The 16,243-nt window shown below is 70.3% G+C and carries 15 protein-coding genes; 7 read left to right on the forward strand and 8 right to left on the reverse strand.

Annotation, left to right across the window (positions count from 1 at the left end; genetic code table 11):
* Positions 1-21: 21 nt before the first annotated feature.
* Positions 22-804, reverse strand: a complete 783-nt coding sequence (locus CLV43_RS02670) for a class I SAM-dependent methyltransferase (RefSeq protein ID WP_106185319.1) — start codon at positions 802-804, stop codon at positions 22-24.
* A 794-nt stretch (positions 805-1,598) separates the two neighbouring features.
* Between CLV43_RS02670 and CLV43_RS02675 the strand changes: the two genes are divergently transcribed.
* The 4 genes from CLV43_RS02675 (at position 1,599) to CLV43_RS02690 (ending at position 5,108) form a co-directional block, all read left to right on the forward strand.
* Positions 1,599-1,949, forward strand: coding sequence for a histone-like nucleoid-structuring protein Lsr2 (locus tag CLV43_RS02675; protein ID WP_106185320.1), 351 nt, complete (start codon positions 1,599-1,601; stop codon positions 1,947-1,949).
* 278 nt (positions 1,950-2,227) lie between these two features.
* Positions 2,228-3,235, forward strand: a complete 1,008-nt coding sequence (locus CLV43_RS02680) for a FecCD family ABC transporter permease (protein WP_106185321.1) — start codon at positions 2,228-2,230, stop codon at positions 3,233-3,235.
* Positions 3,232-4,317, forward strand: coding sequence for a FecCD family ABC transporter permease (locus CLV43_RS02685; RefSeq protein ID WP_106185322.1), 1,086 nt, complete (start codon positions 3,232-3,234; stop codon positions 4,315-4,317). Before CLV43_RS02680 ends, CLV43_RS02685 begins: the two co-directional genes overlap by 4 nt.
* A complete protein-coding gene (locus CLV43_RS02690; RefSeq protein ID WP_106185323.1) occupies positions 4,314-5,108 on the forward strand; it encodes an ABC transporter ATP-binding protein in 795 nt (264 codons plus the stop codon). Before CLV43_RS02685 ends, CLV43_RS02690 begins: the two co-directional genes overlap by 4 nt.
* 434 nt (positions 5,109-5,542) lie before the next feature.
* On the opposite strand, the gene CLV43_RS02695 is transcribed toward CLV43_RS02690, so the two are convergent.
* Positions 5,543-6,346 carry a (2Fe-2S)-binding protein gene (locus tag CLV43_RS02695; protein WP_211304201.1) on the reverse strand — a complete coding sequence of 268 codons (804 nt, stop codon included), beginning with the start codon at positions 6,344-6,346 and terminating at the stop codon, positions 5,543-5,545.
* Positions 6,347-6,672: 326 nt separating this feature from the next.
* Between CLV43_RS02695 and CLV43_RS02700 the strand changes: the two genes are divergently transcribed.
* A complete protein-coding gene (locus CLV43_RS02700; protein ID WP_106185324.1) occupies positions 6,673-9,231 on the forward strand; it encodes an ATP-dependent Clp protease ATP-binding subunit in 2,559 nt (852 codons plus the stop codon).
* A gap of 651 nt (positions 9,232-9,882) precedes the next feature.
* The gene (locus tag CLV43_RS02705; RefSeq protein WP_211304202.1) at positions 9,883-10,866 is read left to right on the forward strand and encodes an endonuclease/exonuclease/phosphatase family protein; all 984 of its coding nucleotides are present in this window, start codon (positions 9,883-9,885) and stop codon (positions 10,864-10,866) included.
* On the opposite strand, the gene CLV43_RS02710 is transcribed toward CLV43_RS02705, so the two are convergent.
* Genes CLV43_RS02710 through CLV43_RS02720 form a run of 3 tightly spaced genes read right to left on the reverse strand, consistent with a single transcriptional unit; the run spans position 10,838 to position 13,440 of the window.
* Positions 10,838-11,638, reverse strand: a complete 801-nt coding sequence (locus tag CLV43_RS02710) for an SIR2 family NAD-dependent protein deacylase (protein WP_106185325.1) — start codon at positions 11,636-11,638, stop codon at positions 10,838-10,840. The two genes, CLV43_RS02705 and CLV43_RS02710, sit on opposite strands and share 29 nt — an antisense overlap.
* Positions 11,631-11,945 (reverse strand): antibiotic biosynthesis monooxygenase family protein, encoded by a 315-nt coding sequence (locus CLV43_RS02715; protein WP_106185326.1) that lies wholly within the window; start codon positions 11,943-11,945, stop codon positions 11,631-11,633. The genes CLV43_RS02710 and CLV43_RS02715 overlap by 8 nt, the downstream gene beginning before the upstream one ends.
* A gap of 10 nt (positions 11,946-11,955) precedes the next feature.
* Positions 11,956-13,440 carry a M1 family metallopeptidase gene (locus CLV43_RS02720; protein WP_106185327.1) on the reverse strand — a complete coding sequence of 495 codons (1,485 nt, stop codon included), beginning with the start codon at positions 13,438-13,440 and terminating at the stop codon, positions 11,956-11,958.
* Between the two features lie 17 nt (positions 13,441-13,457).
* Here CLV43_RS02720 and CLV43_RS02725 point away from each other — a divergent pair, with 17 nt between their 5' ends.
* A complete protein-coding gene (locus CLV43_RS02725) occupies positions 13,458-14,201 on the forward strand; it encodes an alpha/beta fold hydrolase (protein WP_106185328.1) in 744 nt (247 codons plus the stop codon).
* Here the strand turns inward: CLV43_RS02725 and CLV43_RS02730 are convergent.
* Genes CLV43_RS02730 through CLV43_RS02740 form a run of 3 tightly spaced genes read right to left on the reverse strand, consistent with a single transcriptional unit; the run spans position 14,194 to position 16,221 of the window.
* On the reverse strand, positions 14,194-14,700 hold the full coding sequence (locus CLV43_RS02730; RefSeq protein WP_106185329.1) for a 2'-5' RNA ligase family protein: 507 nt from the start codon (positions 14,698-14,700) through the stop codon (positions 14,194-14,196). The two genes, CLV43_RS02725 and CLV43_RS02730, sit on opposite strands and share 8 nt — an antisense overlap.
* A complete protein-coding gene (locus CLV43_RS02735) occupies positions 14,700-15,569 on the reverse strand; it encodes an HhH-GPD family protein (protein ID WP_106185330.1) in 870 nt (289 codons plus the stop codon). The genes CLV43_RS02730 and CLV43_RS02735 overlap by 1 nt, the downstream gene beginning before the upstream one ends.
* Positions 15,559-16,221, reverse strand: coding sequence for a DUF998 domain-containing protein (locus tag CLV43_RS02740; RefSeq protein ID WP_106185331.1), 663 nt, complete (start codon positions 16,219-16,221; stop codon positions 15,559-15,561). Before CLV43_RS02740 ends, CLV43_RS02735 begins: the two co-directional genes overlap by 11 nt.
* Positions 16,222-16,243: the final 22 nt, after the last annotated feature.

Genomic DNA, 16,243 nt, shown 5'->3' on the forward strand with positions numbered 1-16,243 from the left:
TTGACGCCCCCGCCCGGACGGTCAGACGCGGACCTGGCGCTTCACCAGGGTGCGCATGGGCAGGTCGAACTCGCCGGTCGCGGTCTCCGGACGGGACTTCAGGTAGGCCAGCATCCTGCCGACCAGCTCCTCGCGCTCGTCGTCGGGCGCCACCAGCACGTGGGAGTGCGTGCTGACGGTGGCCACCAGCGACTCGGCCGTGCGCCGCTGGGCGTGCGGGAACGTGGCCTGCTCTGAGTCGGTGTAGAGCGGGTGCGCGGGCATCACGTGGGTGACGTCGAAGTCCCTGGCGCCCAGGGGCGACTGGCTCACCTCGCCGAACCCGGCGACCCACTCCACGTCCACGTCGTCGGCGTTCCACAGCGCGGCGACGACACCGCCGGGCTTGAGCACCCGTGCGATCTCGGTCAGCGCCTTCTCCTGGTCGAACCAGTGGAACGCCTGGCCGACGACGACGGCGTCCATCGTGCCGTCCGGCAGCGGGATCCTCTCCGCGGTGCCGGGCAGCGCCCGCACACCGCCGTGCAACCGGACCAGTTCGGACAGCATCGCCTCATCCGGCTCGACCGCGGTCACCTGGTGGCCCTCGGCGCACAGCACCCCGGTCAGCTTCCCGGTGCCCGCCCCGAGGTCCAGCACGCGCGGCTGGCCCGTCGTGTCGACGGGTTCCAACGCCCAGCGCACGGCGGCCACCGGGTAGTCCGGGCGGTGGGTCGCGTAGTCGGATGCCCGTGCTCCGAACGAGCTCGCCCTGCGGGCGAGGTGGGGGACAGCGTGGTGAGGTCGATCATCGGCACTCGTCACGCGTTCAACTTACCGAGACCGGTCGTCACCCCGTTCGAATTACCCACCGCTCTTCCGGGAGTGGGCCGTTCGCGAGTAGGCCGACTGGCGGAGTTCCGTGACCAGCCAAGACGTTCTCGGGTTACCGTGCGCATGGGTGAAAAACGGTCTCGATTGGGTGGGTGCGAACGGTTTCGAACGGTCCGGAGAGCGTGAACCGGGAGTACGGGGAACTGGGAGACGTACACCACTTTCTGCCGGAACGTCCCGTGTGATCCTGCCCGACAGCGAGCGCTTTCCGTTTGCGCCCACCGGAACTCGGCGCGAAACCCGAATTAGGGGGTGGCGCGGCGGACTGGACCCTTCGTCCGCGGGCCCCGAGACCGACCGTTATACGACGGAGAGTGTGCGCTCTCACCATGTGGTCGTTGTCCGAACCACTCGCGGAGTAGATCACCCGGACGAGTTCGGCAGTGTTCTTGCGCAACGGTTCCGACTAGAACGGGCGGTGGACCGGCGGCCGGCTCGTGCCGCTACACGCACCACACCGTCGAAGGGTTGCAGGCCGGTCAAGACTTTCTGCGATCGGGGCGGTACGGAATGCCACCGATCCCGTCCGCGGGAATGGCGGAAGCGACCGCGGAAGCCCATCACCGGCAGCGATCCTGTTTGGAGCAGTGCGCAGGCCTGAATGAAGTAACGTCTCGGACGCTGGCAGGTGCATATCCGTAGTTCTGCGCTAACCTGCTCGACGACATTGTTTTCGGTCGCGGTCGGGGTAGCAGTACCGCGCATTCGAGTCCAGGAGGATACGCATGGCGCAGAAGGTCACCGTGACCCTGGTCGATGACCTGGACGGTTCCAGGGCAGAGGAGACCGTCGGCTTCGGCCTGGACGGCGTCGCCTATGAGATCGACCTTTCTCCGGACAATGCGGGCAAGCTCCGCGACGTACTCGCGGACTTCGTCACCAGTGCGCGTCGTGCCGGTGGCCGCAAGAGGGGGCCGGGTCGTCCGGCCGGGGTTAAGACCGCTGCTCGTCCGGCATCGGCGGATAGGGAGCAGAACCAGGCCATTCGCGAGTGGGCCCGCAAGCAGGGCATGAAGGTGTCCGATCGCGGCCGTATCCCGGCCGAGGTCCTGGACGCTTACCACCAGCAGGGCTGACCGGGGGTTTAAGGGGTGTGGGACGCCCCAATTACGTAGATCAACGAAGGGGCGTCGGATTGGGGTCCGGCGCCTCTCGGTCGTCAATTGGGTGATTGGTCGGCTTCGGTCGGTAGCCGGTCGTATTGATCAACAACGAATAACACCGGGGAAAAGGCCGTCGGCCCGTCCGGCGCGCGTGCCCGCGCGACACCCCGGTCCCTGCCCTGCGGGAACCCGTACTACTTCGGTTAGGCTGCCCTCACCGAAGAAGCGGACTCGCGGGCGAGGAGCGGTACTTGGCACCCGGACAGCGCCGTCGGCGGCTCGTCGGGCTGGCCCTGCTGGTGCTCGCACTGGCCGCGGCCACCGTCGCGAGCATCGCCATCGGCTCCAAGGAGATAGCGCTCGACGGGGTGTGGCACGCCCTCACCGCGCCCACGGGCCTCGAGGACGACGTCGTCATCCGCGAGCTGCGCGTCCCGCGCACCCTGATCGGCATCGCGGTCGGCATCGCCCTCGGCGTCGGCGGAGCCCTCATGCAGGGCCACACCCGCAACCCGCTGGCCGACCCCGGCATCCTCGGCGTCACCCACGGCGCCTCCTTCGCCGTCGTCCTCGCGATCTTCACCCTCGGCATCACCAGCCTCAGCTCCTACGTCTGGTTCGCCTTCCTCGGCGCGTTCGCCGCCAGCGCCGTCGTGTTCCTCCTCGGCTCCTCGGGCCGCGCGGGCCCGACCCCGGTCACCCTCGCCCTCGCGGGCGCCGCCGTGAGCGCGCTGATGCACGGCCTGGTGTCCGCCCTCGTGCTACTGGACCGGCAGAGCCTCGACGCGTTCCGGTTCTGGCAGGTCGGTGCCGTCTCCGGCCGCGACCTCGGCGTGCTCCAGCAGGTCCTGCCGTTCCTGGTCGTCGGCCTGCTCCTCGCACTGGCCAACGCGCCCGGCGTGAACGCGCTGGCGCTCGGCGAGGACGTGGCCCGCGCACTGGGCCAGCGGGTCGCGCGCACCAGGGTCGTCGGCATCGCCGCCATCACCCTGCTGGTCGGCGGCGCCGTCGCGGCGTGCGGCCCGATCGGCTTCCTCGGCCTGGTCGTCCCGCACGCGGCCCGCGCGGTCACCGGCCCCGACTACCGCTGGCTGCTGCCCTGCTCGGGCCTGCTCGGTGCCGCGCTGCTCCTCGTGGCGGACGTCCTGGGCCGGGTCGTGGCCCGGCCCGCGGAACTGGAGGTCGGCATCATGATGGCGGTGTTCGGCGCGCCCTTCTTCATCGCGCTCGTGCGGCGCAAGAAGCTGGTGAAGCTGTGAGCGCCGCGGTGGACGTCCCGGAGGCGGCGGTCGTGGAGGCGCGCAAGGGGCTGCGGCTCGGCCCGTTCTCCTGGCCGCTGCGCTGGCGGCCGTTGGTACTGGTGGTGGGCGGCCTCGTCTTGTTGGCGCTGGCCATGGCGGTGAACATCGGCCGGGGCGACTTCCCGCTCACGATCGGGCAGGTCCTCGACGTCCTGCTGGGCGGCGGCCGGACCAGCCACCGGTTCATCGTGCTGGACCTGCGACTGCCCCGGTCGCTGACGGCGGTGCTCGTCGGCGCGGCGCTGGCGCTGGCGGGCGCGATCTTCCAGGCCGTGGCGCGCAACCCGCTGGCCAGCCCCGACATCCTCGGGGTCACCTGGGGCGCCAGCGTCGGCGCGGTCTCGGTGATCACGTTCGGCGGGGTGCTGACCGGACCGGTGGCCGAGGTCGGCATCCCGGTCGCGGCGCTGGCCGGAGGGCTGTTCTTCGGGGTGCTCGTCTACGCGCTGGCGTGGCGCAAGGGCATCGAGGGCTTCCGGATGGTCCTGGTCGGGGTGGGGGTCGCGGCGATCGCGGGCAACCTGACCCAGTACCTGCTGACCGCGGGCGACGTGAACGACGCCGCCCGCGCGATGGTGTGGATCACCGGCAGCCTCAACGGCCGCGGGTGGGAGCACGTGGTGCCGGTGGGCGCGGCACTGGTGGTCCTGATGCCGGTCGCGTTCGTCTGCGCCCACGTGCTGGGGGCGCTCCAGTTCGGCGACGACACCGTGCGCGGACTCGGCGTGCGGCTGAACCCGGCGCGGAGCGTGCTGCTGCTGGTCGGGATCGCCCTGGCCTCGGTCGCCACCGCCGCCGCGGGCCCGATCGCCTTCGTCGCGCTGGCGGCCCCGCAGATCGCCTCGCGGGTGGCGGCCACGGCCACCCCGCCGCTGCTCGGGTCGTCGGTGGTGGGCGGACTGTTGGTGGTGGTGTCGGACCTGGTCGCGCGGACCGCGTTCGGCGGGTTCGAGATGCCGGTCGGCGTCATCACGGCCGTGCTGGGCGCGCCCTACCTCATGTACCTGCTCGTTCGCGGCCGCCGGGAGGCACGGGTATGACTGTTCGGCTGCAAGCCGCGGGGCTCACGGTCGGGTACGGCGACCGGATGGTCGTCGACGGGCTCGACCTGGACATCATCGGCGGCACGGTCACCGCGGTGATCGGCCCCAACGGGTGCGGGAAGTCGACCCTGCTCAGGGCACTGGGCCGGTTGCTGCCCGCGCGCGGCGGAAGCGTGCTGCTCGACGGGAAGAAGATCGACGGGATCCCGACCCGCGAGGTGGCGAAGGTGCTGGGGATGCTCCCGCAGACCCCGCAGGCACCCGAAGGGCTGACCGTCGCGGACCTGGTGGCCCGCGGACGACAACCCCACCAGGCCTGGTACCGGCAGTGGTCCTCCGACGACGAGGCCGCGGTGGCCGAGGCGCTGCGGCTGACGGGGATGGACGAACTGGCCGAGCGGACGGTCGACGAGCTGTCCGGCGGGCAGCGGCAACGGGCCTGGATCTCGATGGCGCTGGCGCAGGGGACGTCGTTGCTGCTGCTGGACGAGCCGACGACGTACCTGGACCTCGCGCACCAGATCGACGTGCTGGACCTGGTGCAGAGACTGCACGGGGAGATGGGGCGGACGGTCGTGATGGTCCTGCACGACCTGAACCTGGCGGCGCGGTACGCGGAGCACCTGGTGGCGATGAAAGGTGGGCGGATCGTGGTGCAGGGGGAGCCGGGGGAGGTGCTGACGGAGGAGATGCTGCTGGAGGTGTTCGGGTTGGAGGCGAGGGTGGTGGCGGATCCGGTGTCGGGGACGCCGCTGGTTGTGCCGATCGGGCATCGGCATCGGGTTTGAGGGGCTGCCTCCGGTTGCGTTGTTCCCACCCCGTGCGAAGCCCGGCCCCCGGCACTCCTGCCGTGGTAAGCCTCGTTCCGGCCGTCCCACCCCTGGTGAAGTCCGGCCCCGGTCGTCCCACCCCTGTGCGAAGCCCGGCCCCCGGCGCGCGATTGTCTCAATGCCCTGCCCCGCTTTGTCAAGACGATAAAGCCATCTTGACAAAGCGGGGCAGGGCAGGAGGGCGCTGTGTATCGGGGGCAGGGGTAGATCTGGCTTCGCCAGCATCGGGCTCCGCCCGACTCGGGCATCAGGCTTCGCCTGACCAGGCATCCTTGCTTCGCTGCGGACAAGGCCCCAGGCGCTCCGCGCCGGATGCGCGTTGGCGGGCTGCGCCCAACGGGGTGTTGGCGTGCTCGCCCTACGTCTACGCCCTGCGCCTCGCTGTTGCGGTTTCAGTGGCAGATGCGGGGGCAGGTGTCGCATTCTGTGGCGTTGGGGAGGACGTAGGTGAAGCAGCAGCTTTGGCGGCTGCGGGTCCATTCGCCGTTGGTGAAGCGCATGGTCGAGCCGGAGGTGAGGGGGGCGATTTTGTCTGGTAGGAGCATGGCGGCGTCGGAGACGCCGGTGGCCTCGTCGCCGCAGGAGCGGCCTGCCAGCCAGGTGCCCTTGTCCAACGCGTCGGTGGCGGCGGCCCAGAGCATGCGGCGGCCGAGGCGGACCGTGGGGCCGTAGGACTTGACGAACTCGGCGGCGTGGGCGACGTACTTGGCGCGGAGCAGGGCGGCGAGAGCGGATTCGTCGGCTACGACGGTGGCGGCGGGGTGGTTGCCCGCTGGGTCGTCGGGGAGGCAGGCGAACTCGTCCGACAGCAGCGCGATGCCCGCGACCTGGGGGCGGTCGCCCGAGATGCGGAAGGCGAGGTCGGCGGGCTTCAGGGACGGGGCGCGGCGGGCGCTGTGGAAGAGGAGGCCTGCCAGTTGGGCGGGGACGCTGAGGTACCAGCCCATGACGTAGCCGGCGGTGGCGCGGTCGGAGGACTCGCCGTACTCGACCTCCAGCCAGCTCGCGAGCGCCTTGCGCCACCTGTCGAAGACCGTCGGGTCGGTGAGGGCGTCGGAGCAGAGGAGCCAGTCGTCGTGCTGTTCCGGGAGGCCGAAGCGGACCTCGACGTCATCACCGCGGGAGGCGACCCTGGTGATGGACTCGGCAACGGGCGTGGACGCGTGTCGCGTCCGCACGTCGGCCGGTATCGTCATGGGCAGGGCCTCGCTGGTCCGGGTGGCTGAGGATTGCCTAACCTTACCTAGTTCGCTCCCCGTTGGGCCTTGCGAGTGATGCCGGTCACCGAAGACTCCACCGAACGGGTGGCTGTTCGCGCTCAGCGGACATGGCCCTCAACGAGGAATCTGCCTGGCACAACGTGCGTTGACGAGGGTGTAAGAGTTCCCCGAGGGCGGCCAGCTGCGCACGGGAACTGAGAGCGATGGCCCCGCCGACTACAGTGGTCGGCACGGTGCCGCGCTCTCCACGGTCTGCCAGTGGTGAGCCCGAGGACCGCCGGCGCAGCAGTCAGGGAGTGCGAATGTTCGAAAGGTTCACCGACCGCGCGAGGCGGGTGGTTGTCCTGGCCCAAGAAGAGGCCCGGATGCTCAACCACAACTACATCGGCACCGAGCACATCCTCCTGGGGTTGATCCACGAGGGTGAAGGTGTCGCCGCCAAGGCGCTGGAGTCGTTGGGGATCGCCCTCGAAGGTGTCCGCCAGCAGGTCGAGGAAATCATCGGCCAGGGCCAGCAGGCCCCGAGCGGTCACATCCCCTTCACCCCGCGAGCGAAAAAAGTCCTCGAGCTGTCCTTGCGCGAAGCGCTGCAGCTCGGCCACAACTACATCGGCACCGAGCACATCCTGCTCGGCCTGATCCGCGAGGGCGAAGGCGTCGCGGCGCAGGTCCTGGTCAAGCTGGGAGCCGACCTCAACCGGGTGCGCCAGCAGGTGCTGCAGCTCCTGTCCGGCTACTCCAACAAGGAGCCCACGGAGACCAGCGGTCGCGGCGAGGGCACTCCCTCGTCCTCCCTGGTGCTCGACCAGTTCGGGCGCAACCTCACCGCCAGCGCGCGCGAGGGCAAGCTCGACCCGGTGATCGGGCGCTCCAAGGAGATCGAGCGGGTCATGCAGGTGCTGTCCCGCCGCACCAAGAACAACCCGGTGCTCATCGGCGAGCCCGGCGTCGGCAAGACCGCCGTCGTCGAGGGCCTCGCGCAGATGGTCGTCAAGGGCGAGGTGCCCGAGACGCTCAAGGACAAGCAGCTCTACACGCTTGACCTGGGCTCCCTGGTCGCCGGCTCCCGCTACCGCGGTGACTTCGAAGAGCGCCTGAAGAAGGTCCTCAAGGAGATCCGCACCCGCGGCGACATCATCCTGTTCATCGACGAGATCCACACCCTCGTGGGTGCGGGTGCCGCCGAGGGCGCGATCGACGCCGCCAGCATCCTCAAGCCGATGCTGGCCCGCGGTGAGCTCCAGACCATCGGCGCGACCACGCTCGACGAGTACCGCAAGTACGTCGAGAAGGACCCCGCCCTGGAGCGCCGGTTCCAGCCGATCCAGGTCGGCGAGCCGTCGCTGGAGCACACGATCGAGATCCTCAAGGGTCTGCGCGACCGCTACGAGTCGCACCACCGCGTCTCGATCACGGACTCCGCGCTCGTCGCGGCCGCCACCCTGGCCGACCGGTACATCAACGACCGGTTCCTCCCGGACAAGGCGATCGACCTGATCGACGAGGCGGGCGCGCGGATGCGCATCCGCCGGATGACCGCCCCGCCGGACCTGCGCGAGTTCGACGAGAAGATCGCCGACGTCCGCAGGGACAAGGAGTCGGCCATCGACGCGCAGGACTTCGAGCGCGCCGCGAAGCTCCGCGACGCCGAGAAGACCCTGCTCGGGCAGAAGGCCGAGCGCGAGAAGCAGTGGAAGGACGGTGACCTCGACGTCGTCGCCGAGGTCGACGACGAGCAGATCGCCGAGGTGCTGGCGAACTGGACCGGCATCCCCGTCTTCAAGCTCACCGAGGAGGAGACGACCCGTCTGCTCCGCATGGAGGACGAGCTCCACAAGCGCATCATCGGCCAAGTCGACGCGGTCAAGGCCGTGTCCAAGGCGATCCGCCGCACGCGAGCGGGTCTGAAGGACCCGAAGCGCCCGTCCGGCTCGTTCATCTTCGCCGGCCCGTCCGGTGTCGGCAAGACCGAGCTGTCCAAGGCGCTCGCGCAGTTCCTGTTCGGTGAAGAGGACGCGCTCATCCAGATCGACATGGGTGAGTTCCACGACCGCTACACCGCGTCGCGGCTGTTCGGTGCCCCTCCCGGCTACGTCGGCTACGAAGAGGGCGGCCAGCTCACCGAGAAGGTGCGCCGCAAGCCGTTCTCCGTGGTGCTGTTCGACGAGATCGAGAAGGCGCACCAGGAGATCTACAACACGCTGCTCCAGGTCCTGGAGGACGGGCGCCTGACCGACGGTCAGGGCCGGACGGTGGACTTCAAGAACACCGTCATCATCTTCACGTCCAACCTGGGCACGTCGGACATCTCCAAGGCCGTGGGGCTGGGCTTCACCACGGGCCAGGACGGCGCGTCGAACTACGAGCGCATGAAGAACAAGGTCAACGACGAGCTGAAGAAGCACTTCAGGCCGGAGTTCCTCAACCGCATCGACGACATCATCGTCTTCCACCAGCTCACCCAGGACCAGATCATCGAGATGGTGGACTTGATGATCAACCGCGTCGAGGCGCAGTTGAAGAACAAGGACATGGCGATCGAGCTCACGGACAGGGCCAAGAAGCTCCTGGCCACCCGTGGCTTCGACCCCGTGCTCGGCGCCCGCCCGCTGCGCCGCACGATCCAGCGGGAGATCGAGGACGCCCTGTCGGAGAAGATCCTGTTCGGCGAGATCCAGCCGGGCCAGATCGTCCTCACCGACGTCGAGGGCTGGGACGGCGAAGGCACGCCCGACGACAAGGCGCACTTCGTGTTCCGCGGCGAAGCCAAGCCCAACCGCGTCCCGGACTCCCCGCCGGTCGAGCTCTCCGCCTCCGGTGGCGGCGAGTCCGCTGGTGAAGCCGAGGCAGTCGGCGAGTGAGGTAGTAGCAGTAGCGCGAAGCGCCCCTGGTCTTCGGACCGGGGGCGTTTTGTGTGTTGTGGCTGGTGGGGGTTGGGGGCGGTTTTTGTCGGTGGTGGTGGGTAGCGTTTTGTGTCGGGGGGTCTTGGTTTTTGGGGGACCTGGCCGGTGGCGTGGGTTCCGTCTGGTTGGGGCCTGTTTGGTGGTGGGTTGGCCTGGTCGTGGTGGGTGTTGGCCAGGTAGCGGTTGGGTGGGTCCGCGGTTGAAGGTCCGTGCGTGGTGTGGTCGATTTGACTTGGGGCCCCTCGATCGGCCCTTGCCGGGCCTCAAGGGCAGGGTGGTGATGCAGCCCGACCGGCAAGTGTAAGGGCCGATCCCCCAAGTCAAATCGACCACGTTGAGTGGTGGTGTCGCGTTCCGGCGGGTTGGGTTGCTTCGGGCTTTCAAAGCGGAACCTGTGTTCAAGCGGCCTGCGTTGCTGTGGTTCGCAAGGCAGGTCCTGTCTCGCTTCGCCTCGCTCTGCCTAGCCCCGCTCCACCTGCCTCGCCCTGACCTTGCACCACCCCTGTCCCCACCAACCCCCTGTCCCCGCCACCTCCTGCCTCGCCCTGGCTGACCTGCGCGTCTGTCCAACTCGGCCTTGCCGTGTCCTCCTTCGGGCAGACTGGCTGGGTGGCCGATACCGAAGTGGTGCGACGGCGGCGGGTGGGTGGGGGGCCGTTGTCGGCTTTCCTGGTTCTGCTCACCGGGGTGTTCCTGGTCGCGGCGGGTCTTCGGTTGTTGGGGATCGACGGCAATCGGTACATGATCGCGGTGACCGCGTTGACGCCGTACACGGCGGCGGCGGGGGTGTTGTTGGGGTGTGTCGCGTTGCTGTTGCGCCGCTGGGCCGCCGGGATGGTGGTGTTGCTGGTGGCGGTGGTGCTGGTGGCGGCGGTGGCGCCCAGGGCGTTCCCGGACTCGAGGCCGAACGGGGTGGGGACCGAGGTCCGGGTGATGTCGGTGAACCTGCTGCTGGGGGAGGCCGACGCGGTGGGGGTCGTGGCGGCGGTGCGGTCGAACCAGGTGGACGTGCTGGCGTTGCAGGAGCTGACGCAGGAGGCCGTGCTGGCGTTGGACCGGGCCGGGCTCCGGGAGGTGTTGCCGAACCGGTTGTTCCAGCCCGAGGTCGAGGGGTACGGGTCGGGGATCGCGTCGAGGTACGGGTTGACCGCGAAGACGTTGACGCCGCCGAGCGGGATGAGGCAGGTGGGGGCGTTGGTGGACCTGCCGGGCTCGCAGGACATCGAGGTGCTGTCGGTGCACTCGACGCCGCCGGTGGTGCCGTCGGGGCCGGAGGCGTGGCAGCGGGAGCTGGCCGGGCTGCCCAACCGGGACGTGAACGGGCCGCCGAGGGTGTTGGCGGGGGACTTCAACGCGACGCTGGACCACGTGGGGCTGCGCAGGCTGCTGGCCAACGGGTACGTGGACGCCGGTGACGAGGTGGGGGCGGGGCTGGAGCCGACGTGGCCGTCGGGGCGGTTCTGGCCGCCGCCGGTGACGCTGGACCACGTGCTGGTCGACAACCGCTGCCCGGTGGACACCTACGGTGTGATCACCATCGGCGGTACGGACCACCGGGCGGTCGTCACGCAGTTCGTCGTGCCAGCTCGGTGAGGGCCTCCAGAGCCCCCATCGCCAACCCGATCCCGCGCCCGTGCCGGACGTCGGGCTCGCGCGGGTTGATCCGGACCAGCGCGCCGCCGGCCGCGCTCGCGAGCTCCGCCTGCCGTCGGACGGTGGGGACGGCGTTGCCCGCGCCGATCTCGACGACGACCAGCGAACGGTCGCGCAGCCCGCGCCGCCACGCGGTCAGCTCGTCCAACGACGCCTGGCTGCGCGTGCCGACCCAGTCGTGGTCCCCGAACATCAGGATGTTCGGCCGCGCCAGCCCGCCGCAGTTGCGGCAGCTCGGCAACGGGCCGGTGGCGCGCATCGTCGTGGGGTCGACGGTGACGACGAGGTCGTCGGCGGCCCAGATGTCGTCGGTGCAGGGTTGCACGCACTGGAGGTGGTGGATCGAGCCGTGCACCTCGGCGACGTGCGGGAACCCGGCCACCTGGAACTGACCATCCACATTGGACGTGAACACCCGCTGTTCGGTGCCCCACGTGCGCAGCAGCGCGAAACCGGGGTGCGGCACGGTGTCGCGGTAGAGGTGCAGCCGGTGCCCGTAGAACCCCCAGGCGAGCGCGGGGTCGTCGGCGAAGTGCGCCGGGTCGGCCAGTTCGACGAAGCTGAGGCCGAGCCGTTCGTACGGCGGGTACGCCTGCCAGAACCCGCGGTCACCGCGGAAGTCGGGAAGGCCGGAGTCCACGCCCATGCCCGCACCGGCGCAGATCAGGACCGCGTCGGCGCGGGCGAGCAGCTCGGCTGCCCGGTCAAGCATCCTTTTGGGGCGTGGAGCTGAGCACGACCTCGAACTCGAGCAGGTCGGCGCCGCTCGCGACCGGCTTCGCGCGCTCACCGGCGTGGGCCTCGCGGGCGCCGCCGTTCTTCCAGTTCTCGAAGTCCTCGTCGGTCTCCCAGCGGGTGTAGACGAAGTACCGGTCGTCACCCTGCACGGGGCGCAGCAGCTCGAAGCCCAGGAAACCGGGGGAGGAGTCCACCGTCCCCAGTCGGGCGGCGAACCGCTTCTCCAGCTCGGGGCCCGCGCCCTCGGGGACCTTGATCGCGTTGATCTTCACGACTGCCATGGTTCCCAGCCTATCGGCGCAACGTGCCGGGCAGCAGGTACTCGTCGGAGGGGCGTTGGTCACCCCGGAACCACGCCGCGAAGAACCCCTCCAGGTCCTGCCCGGACACCTTCTCCACGTGCTGCTCGAACTCCGGCCACGTCCCGTTGCCGCCCTGGTGCGCCGAGGTCCACCCCTTGAGCACCTGGTCGAACGCCTGGTCGCCGACCTGCCTGCGCAGCGCGTGCAACGCCAGGATGCCCTTGTCGTAGACGCCGCGGAACTCGTTGCCGCGCCCCATGTCGTAGAGCTTGCGCCCCCAGTACTGGGCGCTGTCCTTGCGCTTCTCGACCTCCGACCGGTAGCGGTCGTCGAGGTTCGCGCCCTCCTTGGCCTCCGCCCACAGCCACTGGGCGTAGCTGGCGAAGCACTCGTTCAGGCAGATGTCGGCCCAGTCCCGCACGGACACCGAGTCGCCGAACCACTGGTGGGCGTTCTCGTGCACCACGGTCTCCAGGTCGGCCCACTGCGCGTAGATCGGCCTGGTCTGCGTCTCCAGCGAGAACCCGATGTCGTCGGACAGGTAGATGCCGCCCGCCTCGTCGAACGGGTAGGGGCCGAACTTCTCCGACAGGAACGCCAGGATCTCCGGCAGCCGCTTCTGCTCGTTCTTCTTGCCTTCGGCGCCGGGCGCGTAGGCGTCCACGACCTTCGTGCCGTCGGGCAGCTGCGACCGCTCGAACTTCCACTTGTCGATGGCCACGGTCGCCAGGTACGTCGCCAGCGGGGTGTCCTCGGTCCACTTGAACGTGGTCCACCCGTCCGCGGTCGACGAGCCGTCCTCACGGCCGTTGGAGATCACCGACCAGCCGTTGGGCACCCGCGCGGCGACCTTGAACTTGGCCTTGTCGCGCGGGGTGTCGTTGGCCGGGAACCACGCCGTCGCCGAGTGCGGCTCGCCCGCGGCGAACGCCCCGCCGGACGCGGAGATCTGCCAGCCGCTGGTGCCCAGCGCCTTGTCCTCGAACGCCTGCGGCTCGCCCCCGTAGGTCACCACCACGGTGAACGACCGGTCCTTCGGCAGGGTCGAGGCAGGGGTGATGACCAGCTCGTGGTCACCTTCCTGGGAGAACTTCGCCGTCTGGTCGCCGACCCGCACCTCGCTCACGGTCAGCTTGTGCAGGTCCAGGTTGAACCGGCTGAGGTCCTCGGTGGCCTTCGCGGTGATCGTGGCCTTGCCGTCCAGGACCTTCTTCGCCGGGTCGTAGCTGATCGCCACGTCGTACTGGTCGACGTCGTACCCGGTGTTGCCGTCCTGCGGGTAGTAGGCGTCACCGGCCCCGTCGCCGCCGACACCCGGCACACCGGCCGGGGTGGTCGTGGCGCTCGCCTCCGGGGCCGCCTCCCCGGTGGTCCGGGCCGTTCCGCCTGGCAGCCGGGCCACCACCACGCCCGCGATCACGAGCGCGATGACGACGATCAGCAGGTACGGGCGTGCCTTTGGGCTGATTGCCATGCCGCAATGATGCACGCATGGGCACCATCGAGTTCGGGGGATCCGGTCAGGGCATCCTCCTCATGCACGGGTTGATGAGCCGCGCCACGACGTGGTGGACGGTCGCGCAGTGGCTCACCCGCTACGGCCGGGTGGTCGCGGTGGACGCCCGCGGCCACGGCCGCGAGGCCCGCGGCGGGCCGTGGCGGACCGAGGACTTCATCGCCGACGCCGCCGAGTCCGTGACCGCCCTGGGCCTCGGCCCGGCCGTCCTGGTCGGCCACTCCATGGGCGGCCTGCACGCCATGGGCCTGGCCGCCACCCACCCCGACCTGGTGCGCGCCGTCGTGGTCGAGGACGTCGTGCCGGACAACACCGGCAAGTCCGTCGACGACTGGAAGTGGTACTTCGACGCCTGGCCCGTGCCGTTCCGCTCGCTCGCCCACGTCCGGTCGGTGGTCGACGTGCCGCGGGTGGAGGAGCTCTTCGAGGAACGCGCCGACGGCTACCACCTGCTGGCCCGCCTGGAGGACCTCTACGAGATCGCGGGCGAGTGGGGCGTCCGCGACTACTGGCACCTCGTCGACGCCGTCCGCTGCCCACTGCTGGCCATCGAGGCGGGCCGCGGGGGCATGCGCCCCGGCCAGATGGCCGAGCTCGCCCGCCGCACCGGCGGCACCCACCTGCTCGTCCCCGAGTCCGGCCACGTCGTCCACGACGAGGCACCCTGGGTGTTCCGCGGCGCCGTGGAGGCGTTCCTCTCCGACGTCCTGGCTAGGTGAGGTCCTCGACCTCACCGGTCAGCGAGTCGACCACGCACACCCGCCCCACCTTCGCGCGGATCGGGCTCACGGGGTGCAGGGCGGCGAAGCCGGTGACCATCTGCTCGTCGGTCAGCCCGAGGGCGAGCGTGCAGTGGGGGACCCAGTGGCCGGGCAGGAAGTAGGCGTTGGGGTTCTTCACCTTGCGGGCCAGCACGTCGTGGATGGCGGAGTGCACCGCCAGCAGCTCGCTGTCCACGACGGCGGCCAGCACCAGGGCGTTCTCGCTCGTGGCGAACGACGACAGGTTCTCCAACGCCATGCCCGGCAACCACAGCTGCCGCAGCTCGTCCCGCAGCGCCGTCCGCGCGCCGCGCGGGATCGACCCGGCGGAGGCGTAGGACAGGTGCGGCGGGTACCCGTCCGCGGGTGGCACGCCCGCGTCGCGCAGCCGCGCCCACGACCGGCGCACGGCGGCGTCGGCCTCGTCGTCGAAGAACACCACCACGGCCTGCGCCATCAGTGCTCTCCCGGCAGCGCGAACAGCCCGCTCGCGGTCTGCTCGACCAGCCCGTCCTCCAGCAGCGAGTGCAGGCAGCGGTCGCGCTGCCCGGCGTCCGACCACACCACGTCGAGCTTCGCCTTCGGCACGGCGTCGCTGGTGCCGCGCAACACGTCCAGCAGCAGCCCGCGCACCTGCCGGTCCGTGCCCGCGAACTTCTGCGCCACCTTCACCGGCCCCGCGTACTCCGGCCGTCCGGCCAGCTGCCACGCGCACTCGCCGTAGACCGGGCAGTCCGCGCACCGCGGCGCGCGTGCCGTGCAGACCAGCGCGCCGAGCTCCATCAGCGCCGCGGAGTAGATGGCAGCGTTCTCCTCGGGCAGCAGCGCCTGGACGTCCGCCATGTCGCGGGTCGTCGACGGCGCCCCGGCGTCGGCGGCACCGTGCACCGCCCGCGCGACCACCCGCCGCACGTTCGTGTCGACCACCGGAACCCGTTGCCCGTAGGCGAAAGCCGCCACGGCCCGCGCGGTGTACGCGCCGATCCCCGGCAGACCCAGCAGGGTGTCCACATCGGACGGGACGACGTCGTCGTGCTCGGCCGCGATCACGGCGGCGGCCGCGTGCAGCCGCAGCGCCCGCCGCGGGTACCCGAGCTTCCCCCACGCCCGCACGACCTCGCCCTGCGTGGCGGCGGCCATGTCGGACGGTTTCGGCCACCGGGCCAACCACTCCCGCCAGATCGGCTCCACCCGCGCCACCGGCGTCTGCTGCAGCATGATCTCGCTGACCAGCACACCCCACGCCGTGCAGTCCGCGTGCCGCCACGGCAGGTCGCGGGCCTTCTCGTCGAACCACTCGAGGACCAGCTCGGTATCAAGGCTCATAACGGGTCGGATTCTCCCAGGCGCCCAACCGCTCCACACAACGGCTGCCCTGCCACAGCAGGAGAACCCCGCACACCAGCTCCCACGCGGTGATCGAGTACACGCTGCCCCGCTCCCACAGCCCGTCCACCACGCCCGCGCCGACCCGCCCGATCAGCAGTGCGCTCACCAGCCCCAGCACCGGCAGCACGACCAGCCACCTCCGCGTGCTCGCGGTGAGCGCCAGGAGGTTGCCGCCCACGATCGCCAGCACCGCGCCGACCACGTGGTAGGCGCCGGGCGTGGTGCTGTGGAAGAGGGCCACCAGCACGTTGCCGAGGAAGTGGCAGACCGCGAACACCACGACCAGGTACCGCCGCAGGCCGTGCAGGTGCGCGGCGAGCACCAGCGCCACCACCAGCAACCCGATGCCCTGCACCACGAACGCCGTGTTCATCACCGCGGCCAGCGGCGAGTCCAGCACCCGCCCGCCGGAGTCCGACCTCGGTCCGGGCACGCCGAGGTCGCTGATGTAGTTGAAGACGTAGTCGTAGGGCGGATCCCGCCACGCCGAGGCGGCCACCGCCTCCAGCACGAGGTACTGGACCCCGGTCACCACCGCCACGAGCCCAGCCCACCAGAGGTACCCACGACGGGATCCGACGACGTCCATGCCCCCAGGATGGCCCGTCGCC

The sequence above is a fragment of the Umezawaea tangerina genome (assembly GCF_003002815.1).
GTDB classification, from domain to species: Bacteria; Actinomycetota; Actinomycetes; order Mycobacteriales; family Pseudonocardiaceae; genus Umezawaea; species Umezawaea tangerina.

Bases quoted from the DNA above. Each gene is read 5' to 3' on its own strand.
- CLV43_RS02725 (WP_106185328.1), top strand. From the start codon at position 13,458: ATGGGCACCATCGAGTTCGGGGGATCCGGTCAGGGCATCCTCCTCATG.
- CLV43_RS02715 (WP_106185326.1), bottom strand. From the start codon at position 11,945: ATGGCAGTCGTGAAGATCAACGCGATCAAGGTCCCCGAGGGCGCGGGC.
- CLV43_RS02710 (WP_106185325.1), bottom strand. From the start codon at position 11,638: ATGCTTGACCGGGCAGCCGAGCTGCTCGCCCGCGCCGACGCGGTCCTG.
- CLV43_RS02700 (WP_106185324.1), top strand. From the start codon at position 6,673: ATGTTCGAAAGGTTCACCGACCGCGCGAGGCGGGTGGTTGTCCTGGCC.
- CLV43_RS02730 (WP_106185329.1), bottom strand. From the start codon at position 14,700: ATGGCGCAGGCCGTGGTGGTGTTCTTCGACGACGAGGCCGACGCCGCC.
- CLV43_RS02695 (WP_211304201.1), bottom strand. From the start codon at position 6,346: ATGACGATACCGGCCGACGTGCGGACGCGACACGCGTCCACGCCCGTT.
- CLV43_RS02735 (WP_106185330.1), bottom strand. From the start codon at position 15,569: ATGAGCCTTGATACCGAGCTGGTCCTCGAGTGGTTCGACGAGAAGGCC.
- CLV43_RS02740 (WP_106185331.1), bottom strand. From the start codon at position 16,221: ATGGACGTCGTCGGATCCCGTCGTGGGTACCTCTGGTGGGCTGGGCTC.
- CLV43_RS02690 (WP_106185323.1), top strand. From the start codon at position 4,314: ATGACTGTTCGGCTGCAAGCCGCGGGGCTCACGGTCGGGTACGGCGAC.
- CLV43_RS02675 (WP_106185320.1), top strand. From the start codon at position 1,599: ATGGCGCAGAAGGTCACCGTGACCCTGGTCGATGACCTGGACGGTTCC.
- CLV43_RS02720 (WP_106185327.1), bottom strand. From the start codon at position 13,440: ATGGCAATCAGCCCAAAGGCACGCCCGTACCTGCTGATCGTCGTCATC.